Below are 13,037 nucleotides of genomic sequence, written 5' to 3'. Positions count from 1 at the left end.
CCGTGATCATCTTGGGGTCCAGCATCAGCGCTCTGGGCCGCCCCGCTGACGCTGGCCACCCGAAAATTCATGGGGATACTTGTCCAGCACCGCGACGGTGAGGCCGACTTCCAGGATCGTGCTCCGCACCTTGGCCTCGATCTCGGCCGGCGAACCCAGGCGATGCACATGCAACGGCTCCGACAGCGCCTGCCGAATGCCTCTGCGTGGGTTCAACGACGCATACGGGTCCTGAAAGACGCTCTGAATGCGTCTGCGAAATTCGCGCATCTGCCGAGCATTGGCCTGCACTCGACCGACTCCTGCATCAACCCACCTGCCGGTCGCACCCTGCCCAGAAAGGTTCGCGCACCGCCTTGCGCGAGAGCTTGCCGTTGGGATTGCGCGGGAGTTCCGCAACGAAGTCGATCGAGCGCGGCTTCTTGAAGTCGGCCAGCAACTGCCGGCAATGGCCGACGATCTCGAGCTCCGTGGCACTCTGTCCCTCGCGCAGGACCACGACCGCCTTCACGGCCTCGCCCCAGGTGTCGTCGGGCACGCCGACCACGCAGGCTTCGTACACGGCCGGATGGCTGTAGAGCGCCTGCTCGACCTCGGTCGGGTAGATGTTGAAGCCGCCCGAGATGATCATGTCCTTGCTGCGATCGACGATGTAGATGTAGCCCTCGTCGTCGACCCGCGCGAGGTCGCCGGTGCGCAGCCAGCCGTCGGCACTGAAGGCCTGCAGGGTGAGTTCGGGCTCGCGCCAGTAGCCTGCGAATACGTCCGGTCCGCGGACCACGATTTCTCCAGTCTCATCGTCCTGCACGGCACGGCCGCTCTCGTGCATGACCATGACTTCGGATTCGCCGATGGGGCGGCCGCACGAAGCCAGGCGCTCCGGCGCCTCGCGAATCGCTGCTTCGTGGTCCTGCGTCGACAGCAGGATCAGCCCGCCGGTCGTTTCGCCGCCGCCGTAGCCTTGCGACAGCACCGGACCCAGCGCCTCCCACGCCTCGCGAATGCGCGACGGTGCCATGGGCGCTCCGCCATAGGCGATCTGCTTGAGGCTTCTTCGATCGTGGCAGTGCAGGTTCGGATGCGTCGCGAGGCGATTCAGCATCGTCGGAACCATGAAGGTGTAGGTGACCTTCCAGCGTGCCACGGCGGCCAGCAGCTGGTCGGGATCGAAGCGGTCCTGGATCAGGATCGCACCGCCCTGGTACAGGAAGGGCTGCAGGAACATCCCGCTGGCATGCGTCAGGGGCCCGCTCACGAGCAGCACGTCGCCCGGAGCGACCCGCATGCGGTGCATGCCCACCTTGCGCAGATGCGACATGCGATTGCCCACCGTCTGCATCGCAGCCTTCAGCTTGCCGGTGGAACCGGAGGTGTAGTGCAGCACGGCAAGATCGTCCGGCGCCATCTCGATGTCGGGGTTGCGATCGGCCGCACGGGCCAGCAGCGCTTCGTAGTCCTTCCAGCCCGGCACGGGACGGCCGACGGACACGAAGTGCTCGACCGAGGACAGCGCGCTGAGCAGTTCCTGCACCGTGCCGGCGTGCGAGTCGCCCACCAGGAAGACGCGGGGGTCGCCGTTGCGGATCACGTCGATCACCTCGGCCGGCGCCAGCCTGGCATTCAAGGGCACCTTGACCAGCCCAGCCTTGTAGAGGGCGCACTCGATCTCGACGATGGCGGGCCGGTTGGACATCTGGAACGCGACCCGGTCTCCCTTGCAAAGGCCCAGGCCCAGCAGCGCATTGGCGAGCCGGTTCGAACGCTCGTCGAGCTCGCGAAAGCTCATGACGCGATCCTCGAAGATGACGGCCGGGTGGTGAGGAAGGTACCTGGCATTGCGGCTGATGAAGCGACCCTGGTTCATGCGTGATCCTGAGGAATTGGGAATGCGCGCATGCTAGGAGCGGCGCGCGTCGCCGCCGATAAGGCATCTCGCGGCCCCGATGCCGCGGCGTTATCGCGCAACGCCATTCCGTACGGTTATGGATCCGCCCGCATCCGCTATCGCCGCGGCCTCGCCCCTGGCCGAAACTTGCGGCACGAACCCGTCCAGGAGACACGATGCATCTCGACATGAGCCGCCGCCAATGGCTTTCCACTCTGCTTGCGAGCGCCGCATGGCCGATGACATCGCATGCGGCCGCCTATCCCTCGGGACCGGTCACGCTGGTGGTGCCCTTCTCTGCCGGCGGCCAGTTCGACACCATCGCACGGCAGGTCGCGAGGCCGATGTCCGCCGACCTCAGGCAGCCGGTGATCGTCGAGAACATCGGCGGCGCGGGCGGCAACATCGCGGCCTCGCGGGTGGCGCGCGCCCGGCCCGACGGTCAGACGATGCTGATGTACGGCGGCAACTATTCCGTCGCTCGTGAGTTGTACAAGAAGCTCGACTACGACCCGGTCAACGACTTCGCGCCCGTGTCGCGGCTGAGCATTTCTCCGCACGTGATCATGGCCTCGCCGAAGCTCGGCATCACCAGCTTCGCGCAGCTGCGCCAGCGCGTGAAGGATGGTGCCAGGCTCTCCTACGGCTCGCCCGGCGTCGGCACCTCGATGCACCTGACCTTCGAGATCATCAAGGACCACTTCGGGCTGGACGTGCTGCACGTGCCCTACAAGGGCGGCGCCAATGTCATGACCGACCTGATCGGTGGCCAGATCGATCTTGGCATCATCGCCGTCGGGCCGGCGCTGGAGTTCATCCGCGGCGGCAAGGTGGTCGGGCTCGCGGTCACGAGCAAGGCGCGCTCGCCGGCGCTGCCGCAAGTGCCGGCGATCGCAGAACTCGGCATGCCGGATCTGGATGCCGGCAGCTGGGCCGGCCTGGCGGTTCCGCGCAACACGCCGGAGGCTGTCGTGTCGCGTCTCAACACCTCGGCCGCAGCGGCCCTGAAGTCGCCCGAGATTCTCAAGCTGTTCGAGCGCGAGTCCTTCATCGCGACGCCCGGCACGCCAGCCGAGATGCGCGAGTTCAACGAGCGCGAGGTGCGGCGCTACAAGCCGATCATCCAGAAGCTGAACCTGCAGAATCAGTGAGCGTCGTTCACGCGGAAATCCTGCGAGCGCTCACGCAACAGCTCGATGAAGCGATGCACCAGCGGCGACATGTAGGCTCCGGCGCGCGTGACGACACCGACGCGGCGCGGCCACGCGGCATCGGTGAGCGGCAGCGGCACCAGTCCACGGCCGGCCGGCAGCCGCAGGGAAAAGCGGCTCATCACCGAGAGCAGGTCGCTGTGTCTCACGACGGACGAGGCGAGCGTGATCGAGGTGTCGAGCTGCAGCACGACGTCGGGCGGCGGCAGACCCTGCTCGGCAAAGCGCGCCTCGACGCGCCGGCGCGCCAGCACTTCCACGCCCGGCAGCGCCCAGGAGCAATGCGCGAGATCGGCCAGCCGCAGATGGCTGCGCGACAACAGCGGATGATCCTCTCGCAGCACCACGCACAGTTCGTCATCGAACAAAGGCTCCTGCAGCAGCCCCTCGGGTTGCGCATCTTCGAGCGCGTTGATCGACAGGTCGAGATCGCCGAGCCGCAGCGATGCCAGCAGGGTGTCATTCAGGCTGATGGCCATCCTCGCCTTGGCACCAGGCCGCTGCTGCCGAAGCAAGGCGAAGGTCTGCGCGGCCAGCGCATCGGCAAAGATCGGCGAGACGCCGATCCGTATCGTCCCAATGCTGCCCAGGTGCAGGTCGCTCGCTTCCTGCACCGCTTCGTCGAGGCCCGTGCACAGGTGCCGCGCACGCTCGAAGAAGAGCGTCCCCACGCCGGTCAGCGCCATGCCTCGAGGCCCGCGGTCGAAGAGCGTCAGGCCCAGGGCCTGCTCCAGGCGCTGGACGCCCTTCGTCAACGCCGGCTGGCTGACGCCCAGGCGTTGCGCCGCACGTCCCACATGGGCTTGTTCGGCCACCGCGATGAAGTAGCGAAGGTCGTCCAGTCTCATCGTTTTTCCTTAACCTGGCGCACAGGGTCCTGCCTTGCGCTCCCGAGGAGCTTCTCATGCTTCAGACGACCCGTTCCAAGTCCATCGCCGAAATCCGCGCCGAACTCGCAGAGTATCTCAACGGCGAACTGATCCCGCTCGAGCGCAAGCTCGGCCTCGGCTACGAAGACCGGTTCTCGCGCGAGCTGGTCGGCTCGGTCTGGCGGCGCTGCCGCGAGCTGGGCTTCTACGGCATCCATCTTCCGGTGGAACTCGGGGGCCGTGGGCTGCCGCTCGCGCAGCTCTGCCTGCTGAAGGACGACGTGGCCGCTTCGGGCGCCATCCTCTTTCCGCACGTCCTCGGCGACTGGGGCGGCCCGTCGCGCATCGGCTCGCTCGCCAGGTATGCCACGCCCGACCAGGTGGCGCGCTTCGTGGACCCGGTGGTCCAGGGCGAGATGGGCATCTGCTTCGCCATGACGGAGCCGCACTCCGGGTCGGACGCGGCGAGCATCCGCACGCGTGCCGTGCGCGATGGCGACGACTTCATCATCAACGGCCACAAGCACTACATCAGCGCCTCCACGTTCGCCGATGTGGCCATCACCATCTGCGTCACCAACCCCGACGACGGCGCGCGCGGCATCTCCGCCTTGTTCATCGATCTGCGGGCACCGGGCGTGCGGCTCGACTTCGACTGCGTGCCCATGACAGGCCAGTTCGTCGATGCCGACATCCATTTCGACAACGTGCGCGTACCCGTGGCCAACCTGATCGGCACCGAGGGAGAAGGCCTGCGCATTGCGATGGACCGCATCAACGTGAACCGCCTGCTCCACTGCCCCACCATGATCGGGCTCGCCCGCCAGGCGTTGCGGCACTCGATCGACTATGCGCAGCACCGGGAGCAGTTCGGCGGCCCTATCAGCCGCTTTCAGGCGATCCAGCATATGTTGGCCGACATGGCGACCGCGCTCTATGCCTGCGAGCAGATGGTGCTGGCGACGGCGGCGAAGGCCGATGGCGGCGAGGACATCCGCACCGAGGCGTCGATGTGCAAGCTGTTCGTCTCCGAGCGCTGCTTCGAGATCGCCGACAAGGCGGTGCAGATTCACGGCAATGTCGGGGTCACGCGCAACCATCCGGTCGAGTTCATCTTCCGCCGCCTGCGCATGTACCGCATCGTCACGGGCACGAGCGAGATCCAGCGCAACACGGTGGCCAAGGGGATTCTCCTATAGACCCCTGACTCGCATGGAGTTGTCATCCATATCCGCCGACCCACCTTCGGGTACTGAATGAAGTCATGACCACGGGGCGGCGTACGGTGACTTAGTCTTCGAGCGGCATTGGCGAGATCGCGCCGATGTTATGGCCCGCGAAGGTCACGGCCAGCGCCTCGCGCTTGAGCCGCTTGTCGTGGCAGGTGAGGCAAATGCTGCCGACCATGGAGCGTGCCACGCGCTTCTTCATCAGCGCACTCTGCGTGGTGGCGAAGGTGTGCAGCACGTATTTGCGCGCGCCCATGAAGATGCCCTGGTAGCTCGACTCCATCTTGCTGCGCAATGCGGCGCGGGTCTCGGCCGGCGTGAAGCCGGCTCAGTACGCCCGCCATTCGACGCGTCGCAGGACGTCGATTCCGCTTAGGCTTGCGGGGCAAATCGAGTCTGCCGCGGGTTTTCAAGTAGGTCTCGTCGACGCGCCATGAGCGACCAACCTGACGAGCGAATCGATTCCAGCGCTTCTCGAACTCAGGCACGTAGCGCTGCACCCAGCGCATGATGGGCGATGCACGCAGGTTCACCTTGGGCCATATCGGGCGAAGGCGTGCCGCAGCCGGACCGCAGGCGTATCGCGCAGCATCAAGCCGTGCGAAAGCTCAGCCCGCGCCGCCCTGGCGCCCCAGCGCCACGGCCATGACGGGCTTGGCCCACTGCGGCACCTGGTCGAGCGCGATGTGCGAGACGATGCGCCCGTCTTCCATGTGCAGCAGCAACAGCGGCTGTGGCCGCTGCCCGGCCTTCGGATCGCCTTCCGCGCTGTTGTCGTAGACGCGCAGGCTCGCCAGATGCGGCAGCAGCCGGATCAGGTTGGCGCGGCTAGTCTCGTAGCGCTCGCGGATCTTCGCTTCGGGAATGTCGTGACCGCCGGCGGCCACCCGCGCTTGGACGCGCTGCAGGTGCAGCTCCGGCGACGACAGCCCGGCATACCAGAGATGGACCTGCGCCCCCTCGCGTGCGCCGTCGAGCAGCATCTGGGAAATCGTCCTGGCGCCCAGCGTCGTCTCGAAAGCGAAGTTCAGACCCTGCGCCAGAGCCCGCTCGAGCCCCTTGCGGCCGAACTCCCAGGCCCGGGCATTGGCCGCTTCGGCCGCCAGTCCCGGGTTGGCCTCCAGCAGCGCGCGGGCGGCCAGGTCGGGGTTGAAGTAATCCACCTTCTTCTGCAGCAGCGCGGCGCCGCCCACGCTGCTCTTGCCGGCGCCGTTGACGCCGGCCAGCAGGAAGATCTGCGCCGGCATCAGCGGCGTGCCGCCGGCACCACCTGGGCAACAGCCGCCTCACCGAGTTCGGCAGGATTCAAGGCGAAGGCGGCCACCATAGCCCGTGCAGCCGCCTCGCCCTGCATGTGCGCGAACATGTCGTCAAAGCGATGCGTGAGGGCTTCCAGGTTCGGCGCCGACGCCTGTTCCAGCTTCAGGTAGCGCTCCACCGACATCAGCACCATCGACGGCTGCTCATGCCGCGTGATCACTACTGCGCCTCGTGCCATCACCGTACTGGTCACCTTCTGCATGCCCGAGGCCAGCTTAGTGGCGGAAAACGACGGCAGGTCGCGCGTCAAGCGCTCGATCTCGGCGGGTAGAACAGAGGAAGTGGAGGCGGCCATCGCAGATCCTTAAATTAAGGGTTTTGGCCATTTTACCCATTTTCCCCTCCTGCCGCTGTACCCTCCCCCGACCGATCAGGTCGAACGCTCCGCGCCCGCCAGTCCGCAGCACGACGGCGGGCCCTGGTGGACGACAACCAGGACGCGGCCTAGACCCTGGCTACGTTGATGGATGCATTGGGCTCGCTTCGACGATGCGCCACGACGGTCCTTCCGCAAGCGATCAAGCAGCTGGCGTCGTCGATGCGGCCGAATATGACTTCAACGTCTGGACCATCAACGGAAAAGCTCCTTGATGTAGACGAACTCGAACCGGGGCTGCTCACTGTAGCGAGGTTTCAGCCCTGCGCTCAGGAAAACACTATGGGCTGCTGCCGGTTTCAAAGACATCTTGTTAAGGTGTGAAATGAAACCGGAGGCGGTTCATGGGAACGAGAAGGCAGTTCAGCCGAGAGTTTGAAGCAATCAAGCTGGTAAAGGAACGGGGTGCGGCGGTGGCGCAAGCTGCCCGTGATCTTGATGCACGAGAACGTGCTGCGCAAATGGGTACGTGAGGCAACTGCGGACCCGCAGCAGGCGTTCCCTGGTTAGGGCGTGATGAAGCCCGAACAGGCTGAGCTAGAGCGTTTGAGGAAGGAGAACGCCAAGCTGCGCATGGAGCATGACCTTGAAGTTGAAGTTGACCCGATTTCGCGGACACCCGATCCCTATGGAAGAAGGAGTCCGATATGCCTACACCGAAGCCTCCGTACCCGGCGGAGTTCCGCCAACAGATGGTCGAGCTGGTCCAGGCGGGCCGCACGCCGACGCAGCTCGCGCGTGAGTTCGGCTGCACTGCCCAGAGCATCTCGACTTGGGTGGCGCAAGCCGCCGCTGACAGCGGCAAGCCCGCACGCGGCAAGGATGTCCTGAGCAGCGCCGAGCGCGAGGAACTCGTGCGGCTGCGCCGTGAAAACCGTCAGCTCAAGCTGGAGCGGGACATCTTGGCAAAGGCTACGGCCTGGTTCGCCGGCAAAGGCGAGAAGACATCCATCAGGTCTACGAACTCGTGAGTGCGAACCAGGCCAAGATTCCAGTGCATACGATGTGCCGCGTGCTCAAGGTCTCTGCGAGTGGCTACTACGCGTGGCTCGAACGACCGCCGTCGAGGCGTTCGATCGACGACGCGGTGTTGGTGGAACGAATCCGAGCAATCCACACCGAATCCGACGCCACCTACGGCATGCCACGCGTGCGCGCCGAACACCAGCATCGCCTTCGGCGAACGGTGCAAGAAGATGGGCGTGCGCCCGTCGATGGGCACCGTCGGCGTCTGCGTGGCATGCGCCACGCCGCCGGTGGAAAAGTCTGCGTCGCAGCCTATCCATCCGACTTGAGATCAAGTCCCAACCCGTCCGCGCAACAGGGTCAAGTCCAGTCCAGGGACGGGGAAGTCCCTTTCATTCAGTAAGACTAGATGTCGTTCGTGAAATAGAGGCCCGTGAAGGTCGGGAACGACCGATCAGGGTGGCTCGGCAGGTAAAGCGAACGCTCATGGACGGCCCACTCGTCGCCCAGCGTATAGCCCAACGCCGTAATATCCCCAATAAATGCCGCTCGGTTATAGACGTGGAAAGGAGAAAAGGAACCCTCGCCGAGGTTCTGCGTGGTAATGAAGTCCTGACCGGCGTACAGCGGAAGCTTGTTGAGGAGGATGTGTTTCGGCCTTGTTGCGCATCGCTTCAGCAGATCACTCGGGCGGCCGTCTTCGAAATACTGAATGGCGCCTGCGGAAATCCAGATGTCGGCGCCGGAAAGCGCGGACTCCAGGTCCTCCACGAAGCTGAGCGCCTGGGCGTCGGTTCGCAGCGCCATCTCTCGCCCTATCGAAGCGATGGCGGGCACCTCGACAATTCGCCAGGTCAGCTCTGGAGGCATCTCGAAGTAGCGTCGATAGGCATAGTAGTGAACGCCGACCGATCCGCCGATGTCTAGGACTCGAGTGGCGCCGCGGCGGATCGCACGCTCAAGCCACCACAGCACCGGGTAGTCGTAGGCGAAAATGCGCTTCGTGCGGACCTCAACATATTCGGTGGCCAGTGCAGCGTGATCGAACGCGAGGCTGGGCGGCAACGAGGCACGTGCTTCCGCGAAGCTTTCGAACAAGCCGTAGCAGGAGGCAAGACCTTCTTTGGACACGAAGTGCTTGCGCCGCCAATGCTCCAATACCGGTCGCATGACCGGTCCTTCGAAGATCTCTCGGAGTTGTTGGACTGGGTTGTGGGTAGTCATATGTGTCTCCTTCCTTCTGTTGGCCGCCAAACCTCATGCGGCGGATCAGCTCCTTGAAGTCATTGCGTCACCGAGTCATTCGTGCAATTACGGCATAGCAGCATCACCCTTGCAAGCACACCTTGCTTCGCTCCTGTTTGTGGTTGGTACGCTCCTCAGCTAAGGCTTTACAGGGGTTGAGGTGTCAAATTGACCGGGCAGATGAACGAACCTGCCGTCCCCAAATGCAGCCCGACCTCGGCGCGTGCACGTGCGGGGCGAACGGGGGCTCAGCGCGCAGCTTCGATCTTCATGACGGTGATCTTTCCCTCGACTTTTTCAGCCAGAAAGCGGACCTTTTCGCCGGCCTGGACCTTGTCCAGCATGGCATCGTCCTTCACTTGGAAAACCATCGTCATGCCCCGGACTGTGGCGTCATAGCGGTTGCCGATGTCACATCGGCCTCGAGCAGCAGATGCTGCGAGTTGTCCAGCCCAGGGAACGCGCTCGACAGGTGCGCCATACTGTGGTCCACCAACGCAAGCCGGGCGCCCTGTTCCAGAAAATCGGCAATGACTGCACGGCTCAGCGCGCCGGCTGCGCCCATGATGACGACGTGTGGAGGGATATGGGTCTCGGTCATGGCAAGCGGTCGTGGATCGGAGTTCGGATGGTATCGATGGCCGCCGCTATCCGCTTGGCGGCAGCAAGTCGCGATGCCGACCAGCCGCTCGCGCCGCCTGCATGCGGGCGGTGTTCCACGCAATCACGATGTGGGTCAGCAGGGCGTGGGCGCCGCGGCTTTCGCGAGCAGCAGCGACCGGCATGCCGCCAGGTCCACCTTGCCGCTGCCAAGCTTCGGCAGAGCATCGATAAAGCCCACGACGCGCGGCGTCTTGTAGCCCGCCAGCGCGAGGCGGCAGCCAGCGATCAAGTCCTCCGTGTGAAGCGCGGGACCCGCAGGCACTACCAGGGCCGCCACGCGCTGGCCCATGCGCTCGTCCGGCAGGCCCACCACTACGGCATCGACGACGCCATTGAGCCCGAGCAGCACCGACGCCACTTCATCCGGGAACACGTTCTCGCCACCCGTCTTGATCATGTGGTCGCCCCGGCCCAGGAAATACAGCCGGCCCTCCGCATCGACGCAGCCCAGGTCGCCGGTCGGTTGCCAGCCGCCGTCGTAGGGCGGCACCGTGCGCAGGAAGTGCCCGTCCCAGTAGCCGGGGGAAACGCCGTCGCCGCGGAAACAGATCTCGCCGGTGACATCCGTGTTGCAAGGTCGCTGCGTCGCCGGGTCGATGATCGCGAGCTCGGAGCTGTTGCGGTTCGGAAAGCCATGGTCGCTGAAATTGCGCCGAGCCGCGTCGAGCGGGTTGTAGCTCAACCCGCCTTCGGTGCGGCTGTAGCCCAGCAGGAAGAGCCCGCCGATGCGGCGCTCATAGCTCAGAAACTTGTCGGGGCTGATCGAATGCCCGCCGCCCCAAGTGAAGCGCACACGGCTGCTCGCCTTCAGCGGATCGAAAATCTGCTCGTCGGCGTTGGCGATGTCTACCAGCAAGGTGCCGATCAGGTGCATGAAGCTCACGCCCTCCTCTGCCACGATGCGGACGAAGTCCTCGAGATTCCACTTTTCCAGCAGGATCAGTGGACAGCCCGCGAACAAGGCGTTGGCGAAAACGCTGAGCCCGGCGGTGTGGAAGAGCGGCGACACCGCAAGTGCCACGTCGCGAGACGACAGCGCGAAGGCGTCGGTCATCGCGGCCGCTACGGCGACCCGCATGCCATGGGTGTGAATCGCAGCCTTGGGCGTCGAGGTGGTGCCCGAGGTGTAGAGCAGGTTGGCGATGTCCCCTGCCTGCCGACCGATGGTCGCGAAGCGGTCGGGCTGGCCTTCCAAAGCGGCCCAGAAGCTGCCGCCACCAGGCGCCTCGTCCACGCCAAGCACGCCAGCGGCAGATGCGCCTGGGCCGAGCAGAGCGATCCGGTCGGAGCTGGTGAGCGTGAGCGCGGGCGCGCAGTGCGACACCACGCGATGCAGCTCGGCACCCGACAGGCGCCAGTTGAGTGGCGTCGCGATGACGCCGGACTTGAGACAGGCCAGCAGCGCGACGACGACCTCGACCCGATTGGGAAGGTAAATGGCGAGCCGATCGCCCGGTGCGAGGCCACGCGCACGCATCAGGTACGCGAGCCGCGACGCCTGCCGGTCCAGTTCGCTCCAGCAAAGTCGCAGGCGGTGGTCGGCGACTGCGAGGCGGTCCGGATCGCTCCGGACTTTCATGTCGAGGAAGAGAGCGAAGTTCACGTGACTTGGGGCAGTTCGCGCGGCGTAGCTCAGGCAGGCTTCTTTTCTTTTTCGAGTCCGGCAATGAAGTCGACCACCTTGTAGCCGGTCGTGCCCCAAGTGGTCACGCCGCACACGTGCATCACCTGCATGCAGGCCTCGGCCAGTTCGCCAGAATTCATGCCGGCAACGAACGCGGCGCGGCCGTGGTTCTTGGCGCCGTCCAGATTACCGGTCACCACGTCGAGCACCGTGTAGAGCAGTTCCTTGGTCTTCAGGTCGAGACAGGCGCCTTGCTCGGGGCTGCGGTAGACGGCTTCGCGGAACTGGAGGTAGCCCGCGAAGTGCTCGGGCAGGTGGTCCATCATGGCGCGGATCGGCTCGGGCAGGTTGCCGAGCGTATGCATGAAATGCGCCTTGCCTTGTTCGACGGCTTGCTGCGCTTCGCGGGAGATGGTCTTTGTGGTCATGTTGATGTTCGTCCGTGGTTGATGCTCAGGAGTGGTTCTTGGCCTCGCGGCGCGGCAGTTCAACGGTGGCCGTGCCCGTGAGCGTCACCTGCCCGAGCTGGTTCTCGGCCCACAATTCGAGGTCGACGAGCCCGCGGCTGTCCTCGATGCGCTTGCCGGTGACGCGGCCCTTGGTGTAGTTGGTATCGCCAAAAATCACGGGCAACTTCAGCCGTGTGCTGTACTTGCGCACGAAGCCGTCGTCGCCGATCCAGTTGGTGACGCAGGTGGCGAGCATCCCGCAACGCTGCGGGCCGTTGTCGTAGGGGCCGGGCATGCCCAGGTCGTTCACCGCGACGGCTTGGTCCTGATGGCCGATGCTCGGCAGCACGCGGGCGCCGTAGTAGCACTTGTCGTAGTTGTTGGGCAAATGCTCGGGCGTGGTTCGGGCCCAGTTCGTGTACTTCCACTTCAGCTTGGTCGACTTGTAGCCGGAGGTGCCTACGGCGCCGGCATAGTAGGCGGTCATGTCGAGCTGGTTGATCGGTCCCCGCACCGTGCCGGGCAGGGAAGCGCCGACCTCCACCGACTCCCAGTACAAGGTTTCGGCGCCGCGCACGTACTCGTTGATGTGCGCGCTCATGATCTCGTCGAGCTCCGCCTGCGTGTATTCGTGCTTGGCGCGCGGCTCGTACTTGAGGCCGTCCTTGGCACCCAGGCGCGCCACGCGGAAGGTGTGCGAGAGCACCTTGGTCACAAGCTCGCCATTCTGGTTGGTGTAGCGCACGTCGCCGGTCTGGATCAGCATGTTCTTGACCTGCTTGCCGCTGACCGGCCGCGCGTCGACGTAGTCGGCGCTGGCGGTGATTTCGTCGTTGCGTCGCATTGGCAGGTGGAACTCCGCATCAATGCCCGAGTAGTACCACTGGATGTCCTCCAGCCCAGGCGCCACCACCGCGTCGAAGATGCCGAAGAAGAAGGTCGGTGGCGCGATGATGCCGTGCCAGCGCGTGCCGGCGGCATAGGCTGGGTCGGAGAACAACGGGTTGTCGTCGCCGATGCCCCAGGCGTAATGGCGGATCGCGTCGCGCGTGGCTTCGTAATTCCATTGCTCGACGCGGATCGGCATGCCCAGCAGGGCGCGTGCCTCGTCGAGCGCATCGCGGCCCAGGTTCGGGGCAAGAAGGTTTCGGTCTGTCAGTTCGGCGGTGGACATATCTTTGTGGGGAAGTGAAAGGACGG

The 13,037-nt window shown here is 65.0% G+C and carries 13 protein-coding genes and 4 pseudogenes; 4 read left to right on the top strand and 13 right to left on the bottom strand.

The features are described from left to right. Positions 1-24: 24 nt before the first annotated feature. Both WDLP6_RS32005 and WDLP6_RS32000 read right to left on the bottom strand, forming a co-directional pair. A complete protein-coding gene (locus WDLP6_RS32005) occupies positions 25-291 on the bottom strand; it encodes a hypothetical protein (RefSeq protein WP_162595320.1) in 267 nt (88 codons plus the stop codon). A 16-nt stretch (positions 292-307) separates the two neighbouring features. Next, a complete protein-coding gene (locus tag WDLP6_RS32000; RefSeq protein WP_162595319.1) occupies positions 308-1,864 on the bottom strand; it encodes an AMP-binding protein in 1,557 nt (518 codons plus the stop codon). A gap of 197 nt (positions 1,865-2,061) precedes the next feature. Between WDLP6_RS32000 and WDLP6_RS31995 the strand changes: the two genes are divergently transcribed. Continuing rightward, complete coding sequence (locus tag WDLP6_RS31995; protein WP_162595318.1) at positions 2,062-3,036, top strand: Bug family tripartite tricarboxylate transporter substrate binding protein; 975 nt, start codon at positions 2,062-2,064, stop codon at positions 3,034-3,036. Here the strand turns inward: WDLP6_RS31995 and WDLP6_RS31990 are convergent. Next, the gene (locus tag WDLP6_RS31990) at positions 3,030-3,944 is read right to left on the bottom strand and encodes a LysR family transcriptional regulator (RefSeq protein WP_162595317.1); all 915 of its coding nucleotides are present in this window, start codon (positions 3,942-3,944) and stop codon (positions 3,030-3,032) included. The genes WDLP6_RS31995 and WDLP6_RS31990 overlap by 7 nt on opposite strands. 56 nt (positions 3,945-4,000) lie before the next feature. On the opposite strand from WDLP6_RS31990, the gene WDLP6_RS31985 reads away from it, so the two are divergent. After that, positions 4,001-5,164, top strand: coding sequence for an acyl-CoA dehydrogenase family protein (locus WDLP6_RS31985; protein WP_162595316.1), 1,164 nt, complete (start codon positions 4,001-4,003; stop codon positions 5,162-5,164). A gap of 97 nt (positions 5,165-5,261) precedes the next feature. Here the strand turns inward: WDLP6_RS31985 and WDLP6_RS31980 are convergent. The 4 genes and pseudogenes from WDLP6_RS31980 to WDLP6_RS31970 form a co-directional block, all read right to left on the bottom strand. After that, a pseudogene (locus WDLP6_RS31980) lies at positions 5,262-5,522 on the bottom strand (hypothetical protein); the annotation flags it as partial. Between the two features lie 67 nt (positions 5,523-5,589). Further along, positions 5,590-5,706: pseudogene (locus WDLP6_RS35275) on the bottom strand (IS6 family transposase); the annotation flags it as partial. Positions 5,707-5,802: 96 nt separating this feature from the next. Further along, entirely contained in the window at positions 5,803-6,441 is a 639-nt protein-coding gene (locus WDLP6_RS31975) for a zeta toxin family protein (RefSeq protein WP_162595315.1), read from the bottom strand. Continuing rightward, the gene (locus WDLP6_RS31970; protein ID WP_162595314.1) at positions 6,441-6,809 is read right to left on the bottom strand and encodes a prevent-host-death family protein; all 369 of its coding nucleotides are present in this window, start codon (positions 6,807-6,809) and stop codon (positions 6,441-6,443) included. Before WDLP6_RS31970 ends, WDLP6_RS31975 begins: the two co-directional genes overlap by 1 nt. A 425-nt stretch (positions 6,810-7,234) precedes the next feature. Here WDLP6_RS31970 and WDLP6_RS31965 point away from each other — a divergent pair. Both WDLP6_RS31965 and WDLP6_RS35270 read left to right on the top strand, forming a co-directional pair. Beyond that, positions 7,235-7,478: pseudogene (locus WDLP6_RS31965) on the top strand (transposase); the annotation flags it as partial. A gap of 59 nt (positions 7,479-7,537) precedes the next feature. Then, positions 7,538-8,052: pseudogene (locus WDLP6_RS35270) on the top strand (transposase); the annotation flags it as partial. A gap of 209 nt (positions 8,053-8,261) precedes the next feature. Here the strand turns inward: WDLP6_RS35270 and WDLP6_RS31955 are convergent. From WDLP6_RS31955 to WDLP6_RS31930, 6 genes are all read right to left on the bottom strand, one after another. After that, positions 8,262-9,080 carry a methyltransferase, TIGR04325 family gene (locus WDLP6_RS31955; RefSeq protein WP_162595312.1) on the bottom strand — a complete coding sequence of 273 codons (819 nt, stop codon included), beginning with the start codon at positions 9,078-9,080 and terminating at the stop codon, positions 8,262-8,264. A 269-nt stretch (positions 9,081-9,349) separates the two neighbouring features. Continuing rightward, a complete protein-coding gene (locus WDLP6_RS31950) occupies positions 9,350-9,445 on the bottom strand; it encodes a copper-binding protein (protein ID WP_232077631.1) in 96 nt (31 codons plus the stop codon). A 29-nt stretch (positions 9,446-9,474) separates the two neighbouring features. Then, positions 9,475-9,702, bottom strand: coding sequence for a hypothetical protein (locus tag WDLP6_RS31945; protein ID WP_197910270.1), 228 nt, complete (start codon positions 9,700-9,702; stop codon positions 9,475-9,477). A 135-nt stretch (positions 9,703-9,837) separates the two neighbouring features. Beyond that, positions 9,838-11,367 carry a class I adenylate-forming enzyme family protein gene (locus tag WDLP6_RS31940; protein ID WP_162595310.1) on the bottom strand — a complete coding sequence of 510 codons (1,530 nt, stop codon included), beginning with the start codon at positions 11,365-11,367 and terminating at the stop codon, positions 9,838-9,840. A 29-nt stretch (positions 11,368-11,396) separates the two neighbouring features. Further along, a complete protein-coding gene (locus WDLP6_RS31935) occupies positions 11,397-11,816 on the bottom strand; it encodes a carboxymuconolactone decarboxylase family protein (protein WP_162595309.1) in 420 nt (139 codons plus the stop codon). A gap of 25 nt (positions 11,817-11,841) precedes the next feature. Continuing rightward, positions 11,842-13,011: an FAS1-like dehydratase domain-containing protein gene (locus tag WDLP6_RS31930; RefSeq protein WP_162595308.1), complete on the bottom strand. Its 1,170-nt coding sequence runs from the start codon at positions 13,009-13,011 to the stop codon at positions 11,842-11,844. Positions 13,012-13,037 lie beyond the last annotated feature (26 nt).

It is taken from the genome of Variovorax sp. PBL-E5, assembly GCF_901827185.1.
In the GTDB taxonomy this organism is placed as follows: Bacteria; Pseudomonadota; Gammaproteobacteria; order Burkholderiales; family Burkholderiaceae_C; genus Variovorax.
This window is presented reverse-complemented; position numbering and strand designations above follow the sequence as displayed.

Bases quoted from the DNA above. Each gene is read 5' to 3' on its own strand.
- WDLP6_RS31970 (WP_162595314.1), bottom strand. From the start codon at position 6,809: ATGGCCGCCTCCACTTCCTCTGTTCTACCCGCCGAGATCGAGCGCTTG.
- WDLP6_RS31945 (WP_197910270.1), bottom strand. From the start codon at position 9,702: ATGACCGAGACCCATATCCCTCCACACGTCGTCATCATGGGCGCAGCC.
- WDLP6_RS31935 (WP_162595309.1), bottom strand. From the start codon at position 11,816: ATGACCACAAAGACCATCTCCCGCGAAGCGCAGCAAGCCGTCGAACAA.
- WDLP6_RS32000 (WP_162595319.1), bottom strand. From the start codon at position 1,864: ATGAACCAGGGTCGCTTCATCAGCCGCAATGCCAGGTACCTTCCTCAC.
- WDLP6_RS31995 (WP_162595318.1), top strand. From the start codon at position 2,062: ATGCATCTCGACATGAGCCGCCGCCAATGGCTTTCCACTCTGCTTGCG.
- WDLP6_RS31930 (WP_162595308.1), bottom strand. From the start codon at position 13,011: ATGTCCACCGCCGAACTGACAGACCGAAACCTTCTTGCCCCGAACCTG.
- WDLP6_RS31985 (WP_162595316.1), top strand. From the start codon at position 4,001: ATGCTTCAGACGACCCGTTCCAAGTCCATCGCCGAAATCCGCGCCGAA.
- WDLP6_RS31950 (WP_232077631.1), bottom strand. From the start codon at position 9,445: ATGCTGGACAAGGTCCAGGCCGGCGAAAAGGTCCGCTTTCTGGCTGAA.
- WDLP6_RS31990 (WP_162595317.1), bottom strand. From the start codon at position 3,944: ATGAGACTGGACGACCTTCGCTACTTCATCGCGGTGGCCGAACAAGCC.
- WDLP6_RS31955 (WP_162595312.1), bottom strand. From the start codon at position 9,080: ATGACTACCCACAACCCAGTCCAACAACTCCGAGAGATCTTCGAAGGA.
- WDLP6_RS31975 (WP_162595315.1), bottom strand. From the start codon at position 6,441: ATGCCGGCGCAGATCTTCCTGCTGGCCGGCGTCAACGGCGCCGGCAAG.